This window comes from Limimaricola variabilis (assembly GCF_014195545.1).
GTDB classification, from domain to species: Bacteria; Pseudomonadota; Alphaproteobacteria; order Rhodobacterales; family Rhodobacteraceae; genus Limimaricola; species Limimaricola variabilis.
This window is the reverse complement of record NZ_JACIBX010000002.1, coordinates 411,417-432,031: the sequence shown is the minus strand read 5'-3', so window position 1 is coordinate 432,031 and position 20,615 is coordinate 411,417. Positions and strand designations below refer to the sequence as shown.

The following is a 20,615-nucleotide window of genomic DNA, read 5'->3' as shown; positions in this document are numbered from 1 at the left end:
TGCCGCGCATGACCACGCTCCCCGCCGCCCGCGCCTCTCTCCTAGCAGCGCTCCCCTACTGGGTGTCGCTGCTGACGTTGCCGCTGGCGGCCCTCGCGGCGCTCTGGGGCGGCTGGTGGGTGCTGCTGTTGCCCGCCTTTGCGTGGCTTCTGTTCGACATCCTCGACCTCGTCGGCGGGCTCGACACCTCGAACCCCGACCCCGAGATGCCCGACACGGCGCTGTTCTGGCACCGGCTGCTGACCATGATCTGGGTGCCTGCGCAGGCGGCGATGACCTTCGGCCTCATCGCCTATGCCACCCGCGCCGGCCATCTCGGCGGCTGGGAGAAGATCGGTCTCTTCGTCGGCCAAGGCGTGATCTCGGGGGCGGTCGGCATCGTCTATGCGCATGAGCTGCTGCACCAGCGGGACCGGGTCGAGCGCTGGCTGGGGGACATCCTGCTCGCGATGGTGCTCTGGTCGCCCTTCCGCTCGCATCACCTGCGCGTCCATCACTTCCATGTCGGCACACCAGCCGACGTGGTCACGGCGCGCTACAACGAGGGCTTCCACCGGCACTTCTTTCGGGTGCTGTGGCGGATGCCGCGCGACGCCTGGCGGGCCGAGGCCCGGCTCCTGGCGCGCAAGGGGCTGACGATGCGCAACCGCAAGAACCCGTTCTGGCGCTACGCCACGCTGCAGGCCGTGATGCTGGCGCTGGCGCTGGCGCTGGGCGGCCTCGAGGGGCTGGCGCTGTTCGCGCTGCAGGCCTTCGTCGCGATCTGGCAACTCGAGCTGGTGAATTACATCGAGCATTACGGGCTGACGCGGAAGCATCTCGGCAATGGCCGCTACGACCATGTGCAGCCGCGCCATTCCTGGAACGCCGAGCACCGTGCCTCGAACCGGCTTCTGATCAACCTGCAGCGCCATTCGGACCATCACTACAAGCCGGACCGTCGCTATCCGCTGCTGCAGACCTACCCCGAGGACGAGGCGCCACAGCTGCCGCAGGGCTACCCAATCATGGGCGTCGCGGCACTGATCCCGCCCGTCTGGCGGCGGATGATGAACCCGCGCGTGCGTGCCTGGCGCAGGCGGTTCTATCCGGAGGTCACGGATTGGGGCCCCTACAAGCGGGGCGAGCTGCCGCTGCCGCGCGGCGCCTAGTCGCCGGCCATCTCCGCCCGCACCTGCTGGCGCAAGAGGTCGATCGGCACAGTCGCGCCGTCGCGCTTGAAGTGCCAGTAAGTCCAGCCGTTGCAGGACGGCGCGCCTTCGAGCTGGGCACCGACCTGGTGGATCGAGCCCTTGGCCTCGGAGCAGACCAGCGTGCCGTCGGCGCGCACCCGCGCCTTGTGGCGGCCGTTCAGGCTGTGCAGCACCTCGCCGGGGCGCAGCATGCCGCGCTCGACCAGAACGCCGAAGGCGACGCGCGGCTCGGCGCGCTTGGAGGTCGAGACCTGCAGCGCGTCCGAATCATAGGCCCGCACCTGCGCGATCCGGGCCTCGGCGACGCGGCGGTAATCGGCCTCGCGCTCGATGCCGATGAAGTCGCGGCCCATCGCCTTGGCCACGGCGCCGGTGGTGCCGGTGCCGAAGAACGGGTCGAGAATCACGTCGCCGGGGTTGGTGGTCCCCAGAATCACCCGGTGCAGCAGCGATTCGGGTTTCTGCGTCGGATGCGCCTTCTGGCCGTTCTCGTCCTTGAGCCGCTCGTGTCCGGTACAGATCGGCAGCACCCAGTCAGAGCGCATCTGCACGCCCTCGTTCAGCGCCTTCAGCGCCTCGTAGTTGAAGGTGTATTTCGCGCCCTCGGACTTCGAGGCCCAGATCAGCGTCTCATGCGCGTTGGTCAGCCGCTTGCCGCGGAAGTTCGGCATCGGGTTCGACTTGCGCCAGACCACGTCGTTGAGAATCCAGAAGCCCTGGTTCTGCAGCTCGGCGCCGAGGCGGAACACGTTGTGATAGCTGCCGATCACCCAGATCGCGCCATGCGGTTTGAGGATGCGGCGCGCCTGCTTCAGCCAGGCGCGGGTAAAGGTGTCATAGGTCTTGAAGCTGGCGAAGCTGTCCCACTCGTCATCCACCGCGTCGACGCGGGAATTGTCGGGGCGCATCAGCTCGCCCTTGAGCTGGAGGTTGTAGGGCGGGTCGGCAAAGACCAGGTCGACGCTCTCGTCCGGCAGCTTTTTCATCTGCGCCACGCAGTCGCCCGACAGAATAGTGTTCAGGGGGAGGCTGGCCGCCCCCCGGCTCGTCGTCTTGGTGGTCATGGAAAACGCCTCTGATCCGCGGCGGTGGCCCGCTTCGTGGTTGTGGATAAATATGAGTCAGAGGTGAGTCGGTGTCAAAAACTTTTTCGAATCAGTCAGTTGCGATTGCGCCTTGATACAAGATGTTGTGGATAGGCTTGAAGCTTCGCCTATGGTGGGGCGTAACCCCCAGATCCAGTAGGGCAGCCTTGTGCTGGGCCGTTCCATAGCCCGCATTGGTTTCCCAGCCGTAACCCGGATGCTCACGGGCCAGTTGCGCCATGATCGCGTCACGCGCCACCTTGGCGACGATCGAGGCCGCGGCGATCGACAGCGACCGCGCATCGCCGCCCACCAGCGTCTCGCAGGGATGGTTGAGGCCGCGCGGGACCATGTTGCCATCGACCAGCACATGGCAGGGCGGAGCCCGCAGCCCGGCGATGGCGCGGATCATCGCCAGCTGCGCGGCACGCAGGATATTGTGGGTCTCGATCTCATCGACACTGGCATGCGCGACCGACACCTCGGCCACGACGTGCAGCTCTTCGGCCAGCGCCATGCGGCGCCGCGCCGTGAGCCGCTTCGAATCGTCGAGGCCATCGGGGATGCGATCGGGGTCGAGGATCACTGCCGCCGCCGTGACCGGCCCGGCCAGCGGGCCGCGCCCGACCTCGTCGACGCCACAGATCCGGGCAAGGCCGCGCGCATGGGCGAGGGTTTCGGAGGTAAAATCGGGAGGCATGGAGGGCTTGTGGCGCAGCCCGGGCGGCCGATCAAGCCGCGAGGCGCGGGCTTCATCGGGAAACCGCCCAAGGCGGGACGCGAGGCAGCCGGAAAGAAATGGGGGGCGGGGTTGATCCCCGCCCCCGGGGGCGATGCGGCAACTGGGGCAAGAGCCGCATCACTGCACGACCGTTTTACCGGACGGCAACTCTGTAGCCGCGACCGCGCAGGCACTGCGTGTCGTAGCCGGATGTGATTCTCTCGCCGTCGCGACCGGTGACGGCGCAATCGAGCGGCAGGCTGCGGGCCAGCACCGGGTAGTCGTCGAGGCAGTCGCCATCGACCACCGAGGCCGCCTCGAAGCCGGTCTGCGCGCGGCGCAGGCAAGCGAAGGGGATCTCGCCGGTGGCCACCGGGGTGGTGGTCTGCGGCATGGGCGTGGCAGCGGAGCTCGCCGAGGGCTGCCAGTCACGCAGCAGGTCGGGCGTCACCTCCGAACGCGGGATCGGCGGCAGCTGCTCGGCGGTCGAAGCGCGGGGTGCGGTCTGCGCGGCCGCCTGACGCTGGGCCTCGGCGGCGCGCTCGATCTCGGCACGGCGCGCAGCCTCGGCCTGCCGCTCGATTTCGGCGCGACGCGCTTCTTTCTCGGCAGCGGCACGGGCTTCGGCCTGAGCCTGCGCTTCTGCCTGGGCGCGGGCCTCGGCCTGCGGGCCACCCAGATCGAGCCCGAACTCGCGGGCGAGCGCGGCGACCCCTGCCTCGGCACCCTGCCCCGCCACGATCGCGCTCAGCGCGCCCAGGGCGGCGCGGGTGCGGGCGTCGGTCCCGCCTTCGCGCGCGGCTTCGGCAGCCTCTTCGAGAGCTTCGCGCCGCTCTTCTCTTGCCTCTTCGAGGGCCTCGCGGCGCTCTTCTTCCGCCTCGTGCCGCTCTTCCCGGGCTTCTTCGCGCGCCTTCGCGGCCTTCTTGGCGGCCTTGCGGTCTTCCTTGGCGGCTTTCTTCGCGGCCTTCTCCCGCTCCTTGGCCGCCTTTTCGCGTTCCTTGTCGCGCTCCTTCTTGGCGGCCGCGCCGATCACGCCGATCGCCACCAGGCTGCCGATCAGCCGGCCCATGTTCTCGTCGCTCTGGGCGCGTGCGGGCGCGGCGCTCACGCCGGTCAGCGCAAGGGACAGCGAAAGGGTCGCGGCGATGAGGCGTCGTGCCATGGGGGATCTCCGTCAGTCATGCGGCTCCCGATGGAGCGGATACCCTGCGGCCGGCCGATCGTACGGGGCCGGGTTGGACAGGTCTTGGCTGCAAAATTGGGGCAAGCGCGGCGTCAGGCAATAACGTCGCCTCCTCGCGGGGGCGTTATTGAATAGCGGCTGCCCCGAACGCATTGTGAGACCATGAAAACCATCGCCCTCACCCTGACCCTCCTGGCCTTCTCCGCCGTATCGGCGCAGGCGGCCTGTTACGCCGACTATAAAGCCAAGCGCGACGATCCGCTCAGGCTGCATTACGGCGTTGCCGAAATCTCCCCGCCATGCGACCAACCCGATGCCGCCGCGGACGAGCTGCGCCCGCGGCTCGGCTCGGATGGCTGGACGCTCCTGTCCATCGTGAGCCTGTTCGGCGAAGATGGACTGGAGAAAAGGCGGGACAGTGCAGGCGATTACTACCTCCGCTACTGAGGCACGTCAGGCGGGCAATCGGATCGTGATGGCGGGATTGGCCGCGATCGCCGCCCTGCTTGTCGGTGCGGCGATCCTGCTTTTCGTCAATCTGCCGGATGCCAACGCCTTCAACGCCCGGGTCGAGCAGCTCTTCGTCGAGAATGACGACCTGACCGCGCAGGCCGAGATCAAGCTTCTGGAGATCCTCGCGCAGTCCGGCACCGCCTTCTCGGAGACGCTGTCGAGCTATCGCTTCGTGATCTTCGTGCTGCTGACCTTCGCGCTGGCGATGCTAGTGGCGGCCGTGACCTTCCTGTTGATGCTGATCCAGCTCAACCGCCGCATGGGCCGCATCGAGCGCAAGGGGATCGAGGTCAACTCCCTGGTCATCGCGCGCGACCAGAACGCCGTGCATCTCAACGATTTCGAGTTCAAGCTGACGCCCGCGGCGATCGAGACTCTATCGGTGCTGGCCGAGGCGCGGATGGATGACGAGGTGCTGTCGGGCGCGCAGATCGAGGCGGTGATCTCGGGCCGTTCGGAGGCCGATTGCGACGAGGCGGCGGGCGCCACCCGGATCAAGCGTCTGCGCGACAGCCTCGGCAACCAGCTGGTCAGCGAACTCCTGGTGCGCAACATCGCCAAGCGCGGCTATGTGCTGTCGATCGACAAATCGGTGATCCGGATGAACTGACCGGCGCTTCAGCCGCCGATCAGCCGGGCATATTCCGCCTCCGGCACGCCGTAGCAGCCGCCGACCATCTCCTCGAGCCCCTCGCGGTCGAGGATCCGGATCAGGCCGCGCGTCGCCCGCACCAGCCCCTGTCCCTCGAGGATGTGCAGCGACACGGTGACCCCGGCGCGGCGCACGCCCAGCATCACCGACAGGAAATCATGGGTCAGCGGCACTTCGTCGGTGCCGGTCCGATCCTGGCACATCAGCAGCCAACGGGCGAGACGGGCGTCGAGCTTGAGCTTGGCATTGGCCAGCGCGGTATGCGCGGTCTGAACCGACAGCGCATGGCAGTAGTGCAACAGCCGCTCGCGCAGCGGCTCATGCGACAGCGCCGCCCGCAGCCGCTCGGCCTCGAGGCGGAAGCCGCTGCCGCCGATCTGCACGGTGGTCTGGTGCGGCGCCCGGTCGGTGCCGAGCACCAGCATCGAGCCCGACATGCCCTCGCGACCGATCAGCCCGGCCTCGATCTGGGCGCTGCGCTCACGGCTCATCGCGACGATCGAGATCACGCCGCTGATCGGGAAATAGACATGCTCGACGGGCTCGTCCGGCTCCTCGATCACCATTCCCTGGGGCAGGTCGACCGGCACGAGATGCCGCGCCAGTGGCTCGGCCCATTCCACCGGCATCCGGGTCAGCAGCAGGTTACCATCCCGGGAGGTCCCGTTGTCGTCGAGCTTCATCAATGCCTTCTCGTCCTGGGCCGCTCCGCGGCCGCAGCCGTGGCTTTGGCGGGCGTCGTCCCGGAGTTCGTCGCGCCCGTAGCCATTTGCTACTTCTGCGCCGGAACAAGTTCCAGTATCCGGTGAGATTCTGTGCGGACCCGCACAAAGGGTTCCAGCGCGATCGGGAGAATGGTGACCCCGGCAGGACTCGAACCTGCAACCTATCCCTTAGGAGGGGATTGCTCTATCCAGTTGAGCCACGGGGCCACGCGGCCTCTTCCATGCCCGGCTTTGGTCCGCCCGTCAACGGCGCGCCGCCGCTTGGACAAGCCGCGCGCCGCGTCCTATAGCTTGCGCCAGCCCTGCCCTACCGGAACCGCTTCATGACCATCCCGCCCCGCCGCCCCCTTACCCTCCGCGACGTCTCCGAGGCCTCTGGAGTCAGCGAGATGACGGTGAGCCGGGTGCTGCGCAACAAGGGCGACGTCAGCGAGGCCACCCGTGAGAAGGTCCGCGCCGCCGCCAAGAAGCTGGGCTACGTGCCGAACCGGATTGCCGGGTCTCTGGCCTCGAGCCGGGTCAATCTGGTCGCGGTGATCATCCCGAGCCTGGGCAACATGGTCTTTCCGGAGGTGCTGTCGGGCATCTCGGAGACGCTGGCCGGCACCGGCCTGCAGCCGGTGGTCGGGGTGACCGACTACCTGCCGGATACCGAGGAGAAGGTGCTGTTCGAGATGCTGTCCTGGCGGCCCTCGGGGGTGATCATCGCCGGGCTGGAGCACACCGAGGCGAGCCGGATGATGCTGACCCGGGCCGAGATCCCGGTGGTCGAGATCATGGACACCGACGGCGCCCCGATCGACGCCTGCGTCGGCATCAGCCACCGGCGCGCAGGCCGGGAAATGGCCGAGGCGATCCTGCGCGAGGGCTATCGCCGGATCGGCTTTCTGGGCACCAAGATGCCGGCCGACCACCGCGCGCGCAAACGCTTCGAGGGCTTCACCCGCCACCTCGCCCGTGCCGGTGTCGAGATCGCCGACCAGGAATTCTACTCCGGCGGCTCGGCGCTCAAGAAGGGCCGGGAGATGACCGAGGCGCTGCTCAAGCGTACCCCGGATCTCGATTTCCTCTATTTCTCGAACGACATGATCGGCGCGGGCGGGCTGCTCTACCTGCTCGACCAGGGAATCGACATCCCCGGCCAGATCGGGCTCGCCGGTTTCAACGGGGTCGAACTGCTGGACGGTCTGCCGCGCCAGCTCGCCACCATGGACGCCTGCCGCCGCGAGATCGGCCGCGAGGCGGCGCGGATCATCGCCGCGCGCTGCGCCAACCCGGCCGAGGGCGGCGCCGAGCGCGTCGAGCTGACCCCGCTGATCGCGCGAGGCGAGACCCTCAGGCGTCGCTGATCTCCTTCGGGTAGGTACGGAGCCGGACAAGACCTGCAAATCGGACATCTTTGCTTCGCATCGAGGCGGATTCGGCATAGCCTGTTATCCACAGGCCACCCGGGTCAGGGCTGGCCCTGGGGACGAGGGAATGTCGGTTGTGACCAAGATGCCGCTGCGGCTGACGCCGCAGGATATCGATACCTTTATCGATTTTCTGGATGACGGATTTTGCATCTGCGAGATGCTCACCGACGGGGCCGGCCGGCCCACCGATTACAGGTTCCTGCAGATGAACGCCCGGTTCGAGGAGATGACCGGGCTGCACGGCGCCAAGGGGCGCACCGCGCTCGAGATGGTGCCCGACCTCGAACCCTTCTGGATCGAGACCTATGGCCGGATCGCCCTGAACGGCGAATCTCGGCGCTTCCAGCAGGGCTCCTTGGCGATGGGCCGCTATTTCGACGTCTATGCCGCGCCGATGGAGCCGCGGGGCCGCTTCGCGATCCAGTTCCGCGACATCACCGAGACCAAGCGCATCGAGGCCGAACGTGAGGCGGCGCTGACCGAAGCCCAGCAGCTGCTGACCGAGCTGAACCACAGGGTGATGAACAGCCTGTCGACCATCTCCGCGATCATCTCGATGGAATCACGCGCTCGGGCCGATGGCGAGGGCCGCGAGGCGCTGAGCCGGATCCGTTTGCGGGTGCAGGCGGTGGCGAGCCTCTATGGCCGCCTGAACGCCTCCGGCTCGATCGACAGCGTCTGCTCTCGTGACTACCTCGAACAGATCGTCGCCGGGCTCGCCCAGTCGATCGGCAGCGAGCCGATCAAGCTCGAAGCGCGAATCTCGCCGGTCCGGCTTTCGACGAGGATCGCGGTACCGCTGGGGTTGATCGTGAACGAGCTGGTGACCAACAGCCTGAAATACGCCTTCCCCGAGGGGCACGGCACGGTGGTGGTCACGCTGGCGCCCGTGGACGCCGAGAACTGGCGGCTGGAGGTGCGCGATGACGGGCGCGGTCTCGACCCGACGCAGCGCCCCGAGAGCGGCATCGGCCAGAAGCTGGTCCAGGCCTTCGCCACCCAGCTCGGCGGCACGCCGCGCATCGAAAGCGGCCCGAAGGGCACGGAAGTGACGTTGATCTTCAGAAATTGAAAAGCGTCGCCGCCTTGCCCGCGGCGCGCGAAGCCGCGGCAGGGGTAGGCATGCGCTCCCGCCCCGTCCGCGATCGATGATCCTGGAGTGATCAGTGGTGAGCCGTGCAGGATTCGAACCTGCGACCCACTGATTAAAAGTCAGTTGCTCTACCAACTGAGCTAACGGCCCACTGGGGGGCTCTCTAAGGGGAGTGCCGGGGGGGGTCAACCGGAAAATTACGCTTTTTCTGGATTAACTTCACGGGCTTTGCTATGCGGCCCGCCATGCAGGACATCAGCCCCCCTCCCGGCCTGCCGTTCATGAAGATGCACGGCCTCGGCAATGATTTCGTCGTCATCGACGCGCGCCGCGACATCCCCGCGATGACGCCCGAACTCGCCCGCGCCATCGCCGACCGGCATCGCGGCGTGGGCTTCGATCAGCTCGCCACGATCCACGCGGCCGAGGGCGCGGACCTGCATCTGGTGTTCTGGAATTCCGACGGCTCGACCTCGGCCGCCTGCGGCAATGCCACGCGCTGCATCGCCGCCTGGGAGATGGCCCGCAGCGGGCGCGACGCGCTCGAGATCACCACCGCGCGCGGTCGCCTCGCGGCACGCGTCGTGGAGAATGGCATGGTCGCGGTGAACATGGGTCAGCCGCAGCTCGACTGGCACGAGATTCCGCTCGCGCGCGAGATGGACACGCTTGAGCTGCCGATCGATGGCGCCCCTACCGCCACCGGCATGGGCAACCCGCATTGCAGCTTCTTCGTCGCCGATGCCGAGGCGGTCGATCTCGACAGCTTCGGTCCCGCGCATGAGCATCACCCGCTCTACCCGGAGCGGACCAACGTGCAGGTCGCGCAGATCACCGGGCCCGACCGCATTCGCATGCGGGTCTGGGAGCGTGGCGCCGGGCTGACGCTGGCCTCGGGCTCCTCCTCCTGCGCCGTGGCGGTCGCCGCCGCGCGACGCGGCCTTACCTCTCGCGCTGTCACCATCGATCTCGATGGCGGCACGCTTCATATCGACTGGCGCGAGGACGGGGTCTGGATGACCGGCCCCACCGCGCATGTCTTCGACGGGGTCTGGAGGCTCTGATGGACCGCAAGGCACCGATCTTCGCCACCATGGGCTGCCGGCTCAACGCCTACGAGACCGAGGCGATGAAGGACCTCGCCGCGCGCGCAGGCGTGGAGGACGCGGTCGTGGTCAACACCTGCGCCGTCACCGCCGAGGCGGTGCGCAAGGCCGGACAGGAGATCCGCCGCCTTCGCCGCGAGAACCCGACCGCGAAGATCATCGTCACCGGCTGCGCCGCACAGACCGATCCCAAGCGGTTCTCGGACATGGAGGAGGTCGATCTCGTCATCGGCAATACCGAGAAGATGCAGCCCGAGACGTGGAAGGGCATGGCGCCCGACCTGATCGGCGCCACCGAGCCGGTGCAGGTCGACGACATCATGTCCGTGACCGAGACCGCCGGGCACCTGATCGACGGCTTCGGCAGCCGTTCGCGCGCCTATGTGCAGGTCCAGAACGGCTGCGACCATCGCTGCACCTTCTGCATCATCCCCTATGGCCGGGGCAATTCACGCTCGGTGCCTGCGGGCGTCGTGGTCGAGCAGATCCAGCGGCTCGTGGACCGCGGCTACGAGGAGGTGGTGCTGACCGGCGTCGATCTGACCTCCTGGGGGGCCGACCTGCCCGCAACGCCGCGGCTGGGCGATCTTGTGATGCGTATCCTCAAGCTGGTACCGGACCTGCCGCGGCTGCGTATCTCCTCGATCGATTCGATCGAGGTGGACGAGAATCTGATGCAGGCGATCGCCACCGAGCCGCGGCTGATGCCGCACCTGCACCTGTCGCTGCAGCATGGCGACGACCTGATCCTCAAGCGGATGAAGCGCCGCCACCTGCGGGACGACGCGATCCGGTTCTGCGAGGATGCGCGGCGGCTGCGCCCCGACATGACCTTCGGCGCTGACATCATTGCCGGCTTCCCGACCGAGACCGAGGCCGCCTTCGAGAACTCGATGAAGCTAGTCGAGGAATGCGACCTGACTTGGCTCCATGTCTTCCCCTACTCGCCGCGCCCCGGCACCCCCGCCGCGCGGATGCCGCAAGTGAACGGGCGCGACATCAAGGCGCGCGCGGCCCGGCTGCGGGCGGCCGGGGAGCGGGTGGCGCAGGCGCATCTCGCGGCACAGGTCGGCCGAACCCATCGCATCCTGATGGAAAGCCCGCGCATGGGCCGGACCGAGCATTTCGCCGAGGTGGATTTCGGCGACGACCGGCCCGAGGGCCGAATCGTCGAGGCCCTGATCACCGGGATGAGCGGCGCGCGCCTGACGGCGTGAGCGGCACCCCGGGCTCGGCTCGACGCCGAAAAGCCTGGTCCTGAGGGACGTGGCGCCCGAACTGTGAAGCGGGCGCGCCTGTCGCGACGGCCGAAGCCTGTGCCCCCGCGCCTGCCGCCCCTGCGACGCAATCCCTTGCGCACCGAGAGCGCCGCTGCTTGACTGCGGGCGCAACCGGAGCGTTCCACATGAAACTTCTCACCTCTCCCGCCTCCCCCTTCGCCCGCAAGGTGCGCGTCGTGCTGCACGAGACCGGTCAGGCGGGACAGGTGACGGAAATCGCCGCCGCGACCGATCCGCTGGGCGACCCGGTCGACGTGATCCACGCCAATCCGCTCGGCAAGATCCCGGCCCTGATCCGCGACGACAGCCCTGCGCTCTATGACAGCCGGGTGATCACCCGCTACCTCGATGCCCATGCCGGCGGTCGGCTCTATCCCGAGCGGCGAATCTGGGAGGTGCTGACGCTCGAGGCGACGGCGGACGGGATCATGGACGCGGCGCTGGCCATGGTGCTGGAAAACCGCGTGCGGCCAGAACACGAGCGCTCGGCACGCTGGGTCGAGGGGCAGTGGCGCAAGGTGGAGCGCGCCCTGGACGCGGTCGAGGCGCGCTGGATCAGCCATCTGGAGGGGCAGATCGACATGGGGCAGATCGCGCTCGCCTGCGCGCTGGGCTATCTCGACCTGCGCCACGGGGCGCGCGACTGGCGCAAGCCCCGGCCGCAGCTCGCCGCATGGGCGGAACGCTTCGCCGCCCGTGACAGCATGATCGCGACGGCGCCGCCGTCCTGACGTCTCAGAAGTTGAAGCTGACGCCGAGGTTCAGCGCGTTGGTAACGATGTCGGATTCGAGCGTGCCGCCACCGACCAGATCGGCCTCGTTCTGCGAATAGGTGCCCTTGTACTCGCCGAACATCGACACCCGGTCGGTCAGCTCGTAGCTCGCCCCGGCCATCAGAGCCACGGCGGGGCCGGTGACCTGGTATTCGTCGGTGCGCCCCAGCCCGTCATCATACTCGACCCGCGGCGCGGAGATGCCCAGCCCGCCGCCGACATAGGGCGTCACGCCGTAAGCGGCATCGGGAAAGCGGCGATAGGCGTTCAGCGTCAGGATGTTGATCCCGTCGGTGAACTCCAGCCGGTCGATTCCCTGCTCGGAACGGGTCTCGTCGTCGGCATAGACCTTGGCATGGTTGAAATCGACGCCGAAGCCCAGCTTGTCGGTACGCCACCAGGTCGCACGCAGACCGTAATAGGGCGGCGCCTCGAAGGAGTTGCCTTCCCATCCGGCGGTGAAGTCGCGATCCGCCGCAGTGCCGGGCCGGTCGACGGTCACGTTCGAATGCGGCGCCCCCTGCACCCCGCCATAGAAACTCAGCTCGACCTCTGCGAGAGCCGGGACGGAGGAGAGGGTCAGGAGCAACGGGACGGCGAAACGGAGCATTTCGGGCAGCTTTCGGACAGGCGGTGGCGGACGGCTTCGGGCGGCGGTTGCGCGGGGCAGATCGCGCAGGTCGTGAGCCATTATCACCGGATTTACGCTCTCGCGCGGGGAAAGATCGCCCTTCCCGCATTTGTGTTTCACGCTGTCGCATTCCCGCAACGTCACGCCGGCTGCCGCCCCCTTGTCGCGTCGTCGGACGGGGACTAGGTGCCTCCGGCTGCGCGGTATTGTCCGCTGGACGGGCGCGGGATTGATGGCTAAACAGCGCCAAAACGCCAAGCGGGCCACGGCCCGCGGTCTTTTGCCGTCCGGGCGACGCCGCCCCAGCCATACCGGAGATCACCCCCCGTGTCACACGCAGACGATCATCAGGGCACCCGCCGCGATTTTCTCTACTATGCCACCGCCGGGGCGGGGGCCGTCGTGGCCGGCGCCGCGGTCTGGCCGCTGGTCAACCAGATGAACCCCTCGGCCGACGTTCTGGCGCTGGCCTCGATCCGGGTCGACGTCTCCGGCGTGCAGCCGGGCACCCAGCTCACCGTGCTGTGGCAGGGCAAGCCGGTCTTCATCCGCGCCCGCACCGAGGAAGAGATCGCCGCCGCGCGTGAGGTCGACGTGGCCTCGCTGCCCGACCCGGTCGCCCAGAACGAGAACCTGGCCGGCGCCGCCCCCGCCACCGACGAGAACCGCTCCCTCGACGAGACCGGCACTTGGCTCGTGCAGATGGGCGTCTGCACCCATCTGGGCTGCGTGCCGCTGGGCGAGCAGGGCGATTTCGGTGGCTGGTTCTGCCCCTGCCACGGTTCGCACTACGACACCGCCGGACGCATCCGCAAAGGTCCCGCGCCGCGCAACCTGCCCATTCCCGTCGCCGAATTCGTCGACGAGACGACCATCAAGCTCGGCTGAGGAGACCTCTGATGTCCGGTATTCCGCACGATCACTACGAACCCAAGACGGGCGGTGAGCGCTGGCTCAACAACCGCCTGCCGATCCTCGGCCTGCTCTACGACACGCTGATGATCCCGACGCCGAAGAACCTCAACTGGATGTGGATCTGGGGCATCGTCCTGACCTTCACGCTGGCGCTGCAGATCATCACCGGCATCGTGCTGGTGATGCACTACACGCCACATGTCGACCTGGCCTTCGCCAGCGTCGAGCACATCATGCGTGACGTGAACGGCGGCTTCATGCTGCGCTACCTGCACGCCAACGGCGCCTCGCTGTTCTTCGTGGCGGTCTACGCGCACATCTTCCGCAGCCTCTACTACGGCAACTACAAGTCGCCGCGCGAAGTGACCTGGATCATCGGCATCCTGATGTACCTGCTGATGATGGGCACCGCCTTCATGGGCTATGTGCTGCCTTGGGGCCAGATGTCGTTCCACGGCACCGCCGTGATCACCGGCCTGTTCGGCGCCGTGCCCTTCGTCGGCGAAGCGATCCAGACCTGGCTGCTGGGCGCCTCGGCCGTGGGCCAGCCCGCGCTGAACCGCTTCTTCTCGCTGCACTACCTGATGCCCTTCATCCTGGCGGGCCTGACCATTGTGCACATCTGGGCCTTCCATTCGACCGGCAACAACAACCCCACCGGGGTCGAAGTGCGCCGCACGTCGAAGGAAGAGGCCAAGCGCGACACCCTGCCCTTCTGGCCCTACTTCGTCATGAAGGACCTCTTCGCGCTCGCGATCGTGCTGATGGTGTTCTTCGCGATCGTCGGCTTCATGCCGAACTACCTGGGCCACCCCGACAACTACATCGAGGCGAACCCGCTGGCGACGCCCGCGCATATCGTCCCGGAATGGTACTTCCTGCCCTTCTACGCGATCCTGCGCGCTTTCACCGCCGACGTCTGGGTCGTGATGTTCGCCGACTGGGTCAGCTTCGGTATCATCGACGCCAAGTTCTTCGGCGTGCTGGCGATGTTCGGCGCGATCGCAGTGATGGCGCTGGCCCCCTGGCTCGACACCTCGTCGGTGCGCTCGGGCCGGTATCGCCCGATGTTCAAGTGGTGGTTCGCGCTGCTCGTCGTCGACTTCTTCGTGCTGATGTGGGGCGGCGCGATGCCGGCCGAGGGGATCTATCCCTACATCTCGCTGATCGGCGCCGCCTACTGGTTCGGCTACTTCCTGGTGATCCTGCCGCTGCTCGGCGTCATCGAGAAGCCGCTGCCGATCCCGGCGACGATCGAGGACGACTTCAACGCGCATTACGACCCCAAGACCGGCGGCACCCACACAGCCGTCAAGCCGGCCGAGTGAGAGAGGCAAGACAGATGCTGAGAACCGTCACGCTAGCCGCCGTCGCGGCGCTGGGCCTCGCCGGCAATGCCATGGCAGCCTCCGAAGTCGAGATCACGGATTACGACTTCCCCTACGAGGGTCCCTTCGGGGCCTTCGACCAGATGCAGCTGCAGCGCGGCCTGCAGGTCTACACGGAGGTCTGCGCCGCCTGTCACGGGCTGCAATACGTCTCCTACCGCAACCTGCATGACGAGGGCGGCCCCGGCCTGCCCGAGGATCAGGTCCGCGCCTATGCCGCGCAGTTCGAGACCTTCGACGAGGAACTCGACGACTTCCGTCCGGCGATCCCGGCCGACAAGTTCGGCAAGAGCGCCCTGCCCGAGGCACCCGACCTGTCGCTGATGGCCAAGTCGCGCGCGGGCTTCCATGGCCCCTACGGCTCGGGCCTGAACCAGCTCTTCAAGGGCATGGGCGGTCCGGAGTACATCGCCTCGCTGCTGACCGGCTACGAGGAAGCGCCCGCCTGCGCTCCCGAGGACTTCCCGGGCTACTACAACGTCGCCTTCGGCTCCGGCGGTTTCCCGGAAAGCTGCATCGACGAGGAAGGCCACCACATGGTGCCCGGCTCGTGGATCGCCATGCCGCCGCCGCTTCTGGGTGACGACGTGGTCTACGAGGACGGCCACGAGGCCTCGGTCGTCGAGGAATCGAAGGACGTGACCGCCTTCCTGATGTGGGCCGCCGAGCCCAAGATGATGGCGCGCAAGCAGGCCGGCTTCACCGGCGTGCTGTTCCTCGGCCTGCTCGCTGTGCTGCTCTACCTCACCAACAAGCGGATCTGGCACCGCGCCAAGTACGGCCCGCGCGACGAGTGATCGCCAAGCCATGACGACAAGAAGGGGCGCTCCATCGGAGCGCCCCTTTTTTCTTTGGCGCACTTGATCAAACCCGAAGACGACAGGCTATGGGGGCACCGCCCTCGCTTCACCATTCTCCAAATACGCATGTCGGCCCGCTTCGACCGGCGCGACGGTCGCTTGAGGCGCGGCTTCAGCGGCCGAGATAGGCCCTGAGCGCCGGCGGCGGATCGGCCAGCAATGGCGCGGCTGCAGCGGGCGGCGCGGCACGCCCGGCATCGACCAGGACGATGTCGCTCGCGATGCGCGCGGCGTCCCCGGGTGCGTGGCTGACCATCAGCAGCGTCCGCCCCTCCCCCGCCAATACCTCGCGCGCGAGGTCGAGCATCTCCATCCGCAGCCCCGGCCCCAGCGCGGCGAAGGGCTCGTCGAGCAGCACCAGCGGCCGATCCATCAGCAGCACCCGCGCCAGCGCAGCGCGGCTTTGCTGCCCGCCGGACAGGGCGGCGGGCCGACGCTCGCCCAGCCCGGCGAGACCGACGCGCTCCAACACGCGGGCGATCTCCGTGCGGCGCGCGGCGTCGAGCTGCCCCCGCGGGTCGAGGCCCAGCGCGAGATTCCGCTCGATGGTCAGGTGCGGAAACAGGTTGTTGTCCTGAAACAGGATCGAGATCGGCCGTTGCGCGGGAGCAAGCCCGGTCAGGTCGCGCCCGCCCCATGACACTCGCCCCGCCTGTGGCGCCAGGAAGCCCGCGATCACCGCGAGCAGCGTCGACTTGCCGCCACCCGACGGACCCATCACGGCGCAGATCGAGCCGTCGCCCAGCGCCCAATCGGCAGACAGCGCGAAATCGCCCTGCCGGATTTCCAACCTCTCAAGCCGCAGCATCGACGCGCCCTCCCCTGTCGAACGCCCAGAACAGCGCGAGGCTGATCGCCAGCAGGACCAACGCGACGCCCGCCGCCTGCTCCATCCGGTAGGCCGACATCAGCCGCACCATCAGCAGCGGCAAGGTTGCCTGCCCGTCCCCCGCGAAAAGCGCGATCACGCCCAGATCGCCCATCGACAGCGCCGCGGTGAGCCCCGCGGCAAAGCCCAGAGGCCGGCGGATGCGCGGCAGGATCAGCCAGCGCAGTCGCGACAGCCCGTGCAGGCCAAGGCTGTCGGCGAGCCGGCCATGCCCGGCCTCGGCCTGCGCCACGGCGGGCGCGAGGACCCGCGCCGCGAAGGGTAGCGCCATCACCGCGTTGACCAGCATGGTCACGACCAGCGCCACGTCGCGCGGTGCGATCACCGGGTGCAGGACCACGAACAGCCCGGTCCCCATCACGAGGCCCGACGCCGCGAGCGGCAGCAGCATCGAAAGCCGGGCCAGCGCCCCGCCCCGTAGCGCAAGGGCCAGCGCCATCACCAGGGTGAGCGCGGTGGCCCCCAGCGCCACGGCGATCGATCGCGCCGCCGCAGCCCAGAGGCCAGCGGGCAACTCGAGCAGCCCCGGCAGCCCACGCCCCACGATCATCGCCAGCGGCGCCATCAGGAACAGCGCCGCGAGCGCCACCGCGAGCGTGTCGATCAACCGCCCGCCTGGCTCGTGGCGTTCCACCACCCGGTCGAGCCCGGCGCCCAGCGTTTCAGGCGCGCCCGCCGCCCGCAGGGCCATTGCCGCCGCGCCGCAAAGCCCGAACTGCACCACCGCGAGCATCGCCGCGCGGCCGAGATCGAAATCGAATCGCACCGCCTGGTAGATCGCCAATTCGACTGTCGTCGCCCGTGGTCCGCCGCCCAGCGTCAGCGCCACCGCGAAGCTGGTCAGGCAGATTAGAAAGATCACGGCAAAGGCCCCCGGCGCCACGGCGCGCAGCATCGGCCATTCGAGCAGCCGCCCGACCGGCGCGCCAAGCGAGGCGGCGAGGCGGAATCGCTCGGCCGGGATCGCCAGCCAACCCTGCAGGATCAGCCGCACCGCAAGCGGCAGGTTGAAGAACACATGCGCCAGCACCACGCCGTGCCAGCCATAGACCGAGACCGGGCCCAGCCCGAACAGCGCCAGCGCCTCGTTGAGAAGCCCGCCGCGTCCGAACACGCCGATCAGGCCGATCACCGCGACGATCACCGGCAGGATGAAGGGCGCACCGAGAAGCGTGACCAGCGCTGCGCGTCCGAAGAAGCGCCGTCGCGCCAGCGCTCGCGCCACCGGCACGGCGAGCGTCACCGACAGGGCCGCCGAGAGCGCCGCCTGCCAGACAGTGAAGCGGATCGCGGCCCAATCGGCGGGGCCGAGACGCAGCGCGAATCCCGCTCGCCAGGCCACCGCCCCGAGCGTTCCCAGCGTCAGCGCGATCACCAGCCCGGCGGCGATGCCGCCGGGCCAACGCATGCCGCGCGTTATTGCGACAGCCCCTGCCGCCATGCCTCGATCGCCGCGTCGCGCTTGGCGTCGGCTTCGTCCTCGGGCAGCCAGATCGCCTTTTCGGGCATGGCGATCGTCTGGAAGCCTTCCGGCCATTCGGCCTGCGGCAGCGCCGAGGGGTAGGACCAGTTCGAGGTCGGGATCAGCGACTGGAATTCGGGGCTGACCACGAACTGCATGAACTGCTCGGCCAGCTCGGGCTCCTCGCTGCCGGCGAGACGGGCGGCCAGCTCGATGGTCATGTAGTGACCTTCCTCGAAGATCGCCGCCGAGACGGTGTCGTCCTCCTCGGCAATCGCGTGGTAGGCGGGCGAGGTGGTGTAGGACAGCACCATGTCGACCTCGCCCTCGGTGAAGAGACCGTAGGCCTCGGACCAGCCCGGCGTCACCGTGGTGATCTTGGGGGCGAGCTTCGCCCACTTGGCCTCGACCTCGTCGCCGAACACCTCTTCGGCCCAGAGCGCCAGCGACAGGCCCGAAACCGAGCTGCGCGGATCCTGGATCGCGATGCGCAGATCGTCGGAAGCCGCGACCAGCTCCTCGAAGCTGCCGGGCACTTCATCGAGCGCCTCGTTGTCGTAGACGAAGGCGAGGTAGGACCAGTCGAAGGGCAGGAAGACCTCGTCGTCCCAGTCGATCGGCAGGGTCAGCGCGCCGGTGTCGACGCCATGCGGCGCGAAGAGCCCGGTCTCGCGGGCCTGCTTCATCTCGGTCGAATCGAAGCCGATGGCCACGTCGGCCTCGGCGCGGGCGCCCTCGAGCTTGAGCCGCGGCAGCAGGTCGCCGGTCTGGTAGTCGATCGTGCAGTCGCACTCGGCCTCGAAGGCCTCCTTGATGGCGGGGCCGGGGCCCCATTCGGAGGCGAAGTAGTCAGGCGCGTAGACGGTAAGGGTTCGGTCCTGCGCGACCGCCGGCGAGGCGGCGAGCGCGAGGGCGAGACCCGCGATCAGGCGATGGTGCATGGTCATCCTCCGATGCGGGCAGAGCAAAGGCGGAGCGATGTCCCGTCACCTTCCCTCCGCCGGTGTGATCCGGTTCAGGTTCAACGGGTCCGCGCGATGCGCATCTCAGCCAGTGGCCCCCCGAGGTGGGGCGGACATTAGGGCATCGGGCGCGGCGCGCAAGCCCCGTGGCCTTTCCCCAGCCGTCCGCCCGCGCTAAGACCGGCGCGATCAAGGAGAGCGCGCATGTCCCTCAACAGCTTCGGCCACCTGTTCCGCGTCACCACATGGGGCGAAAGCCACGGGCCCGCGCTCGGCGCCACGGTCGATGGCTGTCCGCCGGGGGTGGAGATCCGCGAGGAGGACCTGCAGGTCTGGCTCGACAAGCGTCGCCCCGGCCAGAACAAGCACACCACCCAGCGGCGCGAGCCCGATGCGGTGGAAATCCTGTCGGGCGTGTTCGAGGGCCGCTCCACCGGCACGCCGATCCAGCTGATGATCCGCAACACCGACCAGCGCTCCAAGGATTACGGCGACATCGCCGAAACCTTCCGTCCCGGCCATGCCGACATCGCCTACCACCTGAAATACGGGCTGCGCGATTATCGCGGCGGCGGGCGGTCGAGCGCGCGCGAGACCGCCGCGCGGGTCGCGGCGGGCGGCGTGGCGCGGGCCGCGCTCAAGGCTGCATTGCCGGGCCTGAAAATTACCGGCTACATGGTGCAGATGGGCGAGAAGAAGATCGACCGCGCGAAGATCGACATGGAGGAGATCGCCCGCAACGATTTCTGGTGCCCCGACGCGCAGGCGGCGGGCGAGTGGGCCGACTATCTCGACGCACTGCGCAAAGACCACAATTCGGTCGGCGCGATGATCGAGGTGGTGGCCTCCGGCGTGCCCGCCGGGCTCGGGGCGCCGGTCTATGGCAAGCTCGACACCGATCTGGCGGCGGCGATGATGTCGATCAACGCGGTGAAGGGGGTCGAGATCGGCGAGGGCATGGCGGCGGCGGCGCTGACCGGGCGCGACAATGCCGACGAGATCTTCATGGGCGAGAACGGCCCCGAATACGGCTCCAACCATGCGGGCGGCATCCTCGGCGGGATCAGCTCGGGGCAGGACGTGGTGGTCCGCTTCGCGGTGAAGCCTACCTCCTCGATCCTGAGCCCGCGCAAGTCGATCAAGCTGGACGGCAGCGCGACCGAAGTCATCACCAAGGGCCGCCACGACCCCTGCGTCGGCATTCGCGCCGTACCAGTGGCCGAGGCGATGATGGCCTGCGTGCTGCTCGATCACTACCTGCTCGACCGGGGCCAGACCGGGGGCCATCGCGGCCGCATCGGTTGAGGCCACCGCTCAGCGACGAAGAAAGGCCGCCGGCGCACTCCCCCGGCGGCCTTCCTGTTTGCGCATACGTGCGGCTCAGATCCAGTAATAGGGCGCGCCGTAATGGGCGTAGGTCGCCTCTTCCCAACGCCGGTCCTCGTACCAGCGCTCGGGCCGCTCCGGCGCCCCTTGGAGCTGGCTCTCGGTGATGTCGGTGCGGTAGCCGCCGAGGGCGGTGTCGTATTCCAGCTTGGCCCAGGGAATCGGGTGATGCTCCTCGCCCATGCCGAGGAAACCGCCGAACCCCATCACCGCATAGGTGATCTTGCCGGATTTTTTGTCGATCACGAGGTGGTCGATATGGCCGATCTTCTCGCCACCGGCGCCGTAGACCTCGGTGCCGTTCACGCGATCCGACGAGATCGTGGAATGGCTGTCGCTATAGTCGAACATGACGTCCTCCTGTGCTGTCTCGGGGATAAAAC

General features: G+C 68.1%; 21 protein-coding genes, 2 tRNA genes and 1 riboswitch. Of the genes, 12 read left to right on the top strand and 11 right to left on the bottom strand.

Features of this window, described 5'->3' with window-relative positions:
* The first annotated feature begins 8 nt into the window (after nt 1-8).
* Complete coding sequence (locus FHS00_RS05200) at nt 9-1,151, top strand: alkane 1-monooxygenase (RefSeq protein ID WP_183470491.1); 1,143 nt, start codon at nt 9-11, stop codon at nt 1,149-1,151.
* Here FHS00_RS05200 and FHS00_RS05195 read toward each other — a convergent pair.
* The 3 genes from FHS00_RS05195 to FHS00_RS05185 form a co-directional block, all read right to left on the bottom strand.
* Complete coding sequence (locus FHS00_RS05195) at nt 1,148-2,257, bottom strand: site-specific DNA-methyltransferase (RefSeq protein WP_183470490.1); 1,110 nt, start codon at nt 2,255-2,257, stop codon at nt 1,148-1,150. The genes FHS00_RS05200 and FHS00_RS05195 overlap by 4 nt on opposite strands.
* 91 nt (nt 2,258-2,348) lie before the next feature.
* The gene (locus FHS00_RS05190) at nt 2,349-2,978 is read right to left on the bottom strand and encodes a ribonuclease HII (protein WP_183470489.1); all 630 of its coding nucleotides are present in this window, start codon (nt 2,976-2,978) and stop codon (nt 2,349-2,351) included.
* Nucleotides 2,979-3,153: 175 nt separating this feature from the next.
* The gene (locus tag FHS00_RS05185) at nt 3,154-4,161 is read right to left on the bottom strand and encodes a hypothetical protein (protein ID WP_183470488.1); all 1,008 of its coding nucleotides are present in this window, start codon (nt 4,159-4,161) and stop codon (nt 3,154-3,156) included.
* A gap of 183 nt (nt 4,162-4,344) precedes the next feature.
* Between FHS00_RS05185 and FHS00_RS05180 the strand changes: the two genes are divergently transcribed.
* Together FHS00_RS05180 and FHS00_RS05175 are read left to right on the top strand one after the other, a co-directional pair.
* A complete protein-coding gene (locus FHS00_RS05180) occupies nt 4,345-4,629 on the top strand; it encodes a hypothetical protein (RefSeq protein ID WP_183470487.1) in 285 nt (94 codons plus the stop codon).
* A gap of 28 nt (nt 4,630-4,657) precedes the next feature.
* Nucleotides 4,658-5,305, top strand: coding sequence for a winged helix-turn-helix domain-containing protein (locus FHS00_RS05175; RefSeq protein ID WP_221188713.1), 648 nt, complete (start codon nt 4,658-4,660; stop codon nt 5,303-5,305).
* Nucleotides 5,306-5,313: 8 nt separating this feature from the next.
* On the opposite strand, the gene FHS00_RS05170 is transcribed toward FHS00_RS05175, so the two are convergent.
* Together FHS00_RS05170 and FHS00_RS05165 are read right to left on the bottom strand one after the other, a co-directional pair.
* Nucleotides 5,314-6,030: a Crp/Fnr family transcriptional regulator gene (locus FHS00_RS05170; RefSeq protein WP_183470485.1), complete on the bottom strand. Its 717-nt coding sequence runs from the start codon at nt 6,028-6,030 to the stop codon at nt 5,314-5,316.
* Nucleotides 6,031-6,202: 172 nt separating this feature from the next.
* Nucleotides 6,203-6,279: transfer RNA gene (locus FHS00_RS05165), tRNA-Arg, on the bottom strand.
* A 116-nt stretch (nt 6,280-6,395) separates the two neighbouring features.
* Here FHS00_RS05165 and FHS00_RS05160 point away from each other — a divergent pair.
* Together FHS00_RS05160 and FHS00_RS05155 are read left to right on the top strand one after the other, a co-directional pair.
* Nucleotides 6,396-7,421, top strand: a complete 1,026-nt coding sequence (locus tag FHS00_RS05160; RefSeq protein WP_183470484.1) for a LacI family DNA-binding transcriptional regulator — start codon at nt 6,396-6,398, stop codon at nt 7,419-7,421.
* Between the two features lie 130 nt (nt 7,422-7,551).
* A complete protein-coding gene (locus FHS00_RS05155) occupies nt 7,552-8,559 on the top strand; it encodes a PAS domain-containing sensor histidine kinase (RefSeq protein WP_183470482.1) in 1,008 nt (335 codons plus the stop codon).
* 95 nt (nt 8,560-8,654) lie between these two features.
* Here the strand turns inward: FHS00_RS05155 and FHS00_RS05150 are convergent.
* Nucleotides 8,655-8,730: transfer RNA gene (locus FHS00_RS05150), tRNA-Lys, on the bottom strand.
* Nucleotides 8,731-8,825: 95 nt separating this feature from the next.
* Between FHS00_RS05150 and dapF the strand changes: the two genes are divergently transcribed.
* The 3 genes from dapF to FHS00_RS05135 all read left to right on the top strand — a co-directional run bounded on the left by dapF (nt 8,826) and on the right by FHS00_RS05135 (nt 11,697).
* On the top strand, nt 8,826-9,644 hold the full coding sequence (gene dapF / locus FHS00_RS05145) for a diaminopimelate epimerase (RefSeq protein ID WP_246391055.1): 819 nt from the start codon (nt 8,826-8,828) through the stop codon (nt 9,642-9,644).
* Nucleotides 9,644-10,903, top strand: a complete 1,260-nt coding sequence (gene mtaB / locus FHS00_RS05140) for a tRNA (N(6)-L-threonylcarbamoyladenosine(37)-C(2))-methylthiotransferase MtaB (protein WP_183470480.1) — start codon at nt 9,644-9,646, stop codon at nt 10,901-10,903. Before dapF ends, mtaB begins: the two co-directional genes overlap by 1 nt.
* Before the next feature lie 188 nt (nt 10,904-11,091).
* Nucleotides 11,092-11,697: a glutathione S-transferase gene (locus FHS00_RS05135; protein WP_183470478.1), complete on the top strand. Its 606-nt coding sequence runs from the start codon at nt 11,092-11,094 to the stop codon at nt 11,695-11,697.
* A 4-nt stretch (nt 11,698-11,701) separates the two neighbouring features.
* Here the strand turns inward: FHS00_RS05135 and FHS00_RS05130 are convergent, their stop codons facing one another.
* Nucleotides 11,702-12,349, bottom strand: coding sequence for an outer membrane protein (locus FHS00_RS05130; RefSeq protein WP_183470476.1), 648 nt, complete (start codon nt 12,347-12,349; stop codon nt 11,702-11,704).
* A 348-nt stretch (nt 12,350-12,697) separates the two neighbouring features.
* Between FHS00_RS05130 and petA the strand changes: the two genes are divergently transcribed.
* Genes petA through FHS00_RS05115 form a run of 3 tightly spaced genes read left to right on the top strand, consistent with a single transcriptional unit; the run spans nt 12,698 to nt 15,470 of the window.
* Complete coding sequence (gene petA, locus FHS00_RS05125) at nt 12,698-13,258, top strand: ubiquinol-cytochrome c reductase iron-sulfur subunit (RefSeq protein ID WP_183470474.1); 561 nt, start codon at nt 12,698-12,700, stop codon at nt 13,256-13,258.
* An 11-nt stretch (nt 13,259-13,269) separates the two neighbouring features.
* On the top strand, nt 13,270-14,613 hold the full coding sequence (locus FHS00_RS05120) for a cytochrome b (RefSeq protein ID WP_183470472.1): 1,344 nt from the start codon (nt 13,270-13,272) through the stop codon (nt 14,611-14,613).
* Between the two features lie 14 nt (nt 14,614-14,627).
* Nucleotides 14,628-15,470: a cytochrome c1 gene (locus FHS00_RS05115; RefSeq protein WP_183470470.1), complete on the top strand. Its 843-nt coding sequence runs from the start codon at nt 14,628-14,630 to the stop codon at nt 15,468-15,470.
* A gap of 175 nt (nt 15,471-15,645) precedes the next feature.
* Here the strand turns inward: FHS00_RS05115 and FHS00_RS05110 are convergent, their stop codons facing one another.
* The 3 genes from FHS00_RS05110 to thiB are packed head-to-tail and all read right to left on the bottom strand — an operon-like array spanning nt 15,646 to nt 18,825.
* A complete protein-coding gene (locus tag FHS00_RS05110) occupies nt 15,646-16,341 on the bottom strand; it encodes a thiamine ABC transporter ATP-binding protein (protein ID WP_183470468.1) in 696 nt (231 codons plus the stop codon).
* A complete protein-coding gene (locus FHS00_RS05105) occupies nt 16,328-17,830 on the bottom strand; it encodes a thiamine/thiamine pyrophosphate ABC transporter permease ThiP (protein ID WP_183470466.1) in 1,503 nt (500 codons plus the stop codon). Before FHS00_RS05105 ends, FHS00_RS05110 begins: the two co-directional genes overlap by 14 nt.
* An 8-nt stretch (nt 17,831-17,838) precedes the next feature.
* The gene (thiB, locus tag FHS00_RS05100) at nt 17,839-18,825 is read right to left on the bottom strand and encodes a thiamine ABC transporter substrate binding subunit (protein WP_183470464.1); all 987 of its coding nucleotides are present in this window, start codon (nt 18,823-18,825) and stop codon (nt 17,839-17,841) included.
* Between the two features lie 34 nt (nt 18,826-18,859).
* Nucleotides 18,860-18,958, bottom strand: a riboswitch (TPP riboswitch).
* A 92-nt stretch (nt 18,959-19,050) separates the two neighbouring features.
* On the opposite strand from thiB, the gene aroC reads away from it, so the two are divergent.
* Nucleotides 19,051-20,151 (top strand): chorismate synthase, encoded by a 1,101-nt coding sequence (gene aroC, locus FHS00_RS05095; protein WP_183470462.1) that lies wholly within the window; start codon nt 19,051-19,053, stop codon nt 20,149-20,151.
* A 75-nt stretch (nt 20,152-20,226) separates the two neighbouring features.
* On the opposite strand, the gene FHS00_RS17575 is transcribed toward aroC, so the two are convergent.
* Nucleotides 20,227-20,583, bottom strand: a complete 357-nt coding sequence (locus tag FHS00_RS17575) for a PRC-barrel domain-containing protein (RefSeq protein WP_221188737.1) — start codon at nt 20,581-20,583, stop codon at nt 20,227-20,229.
* Nucleotides 20,584-20,615 lie beyond the last annotated feature (32 nt).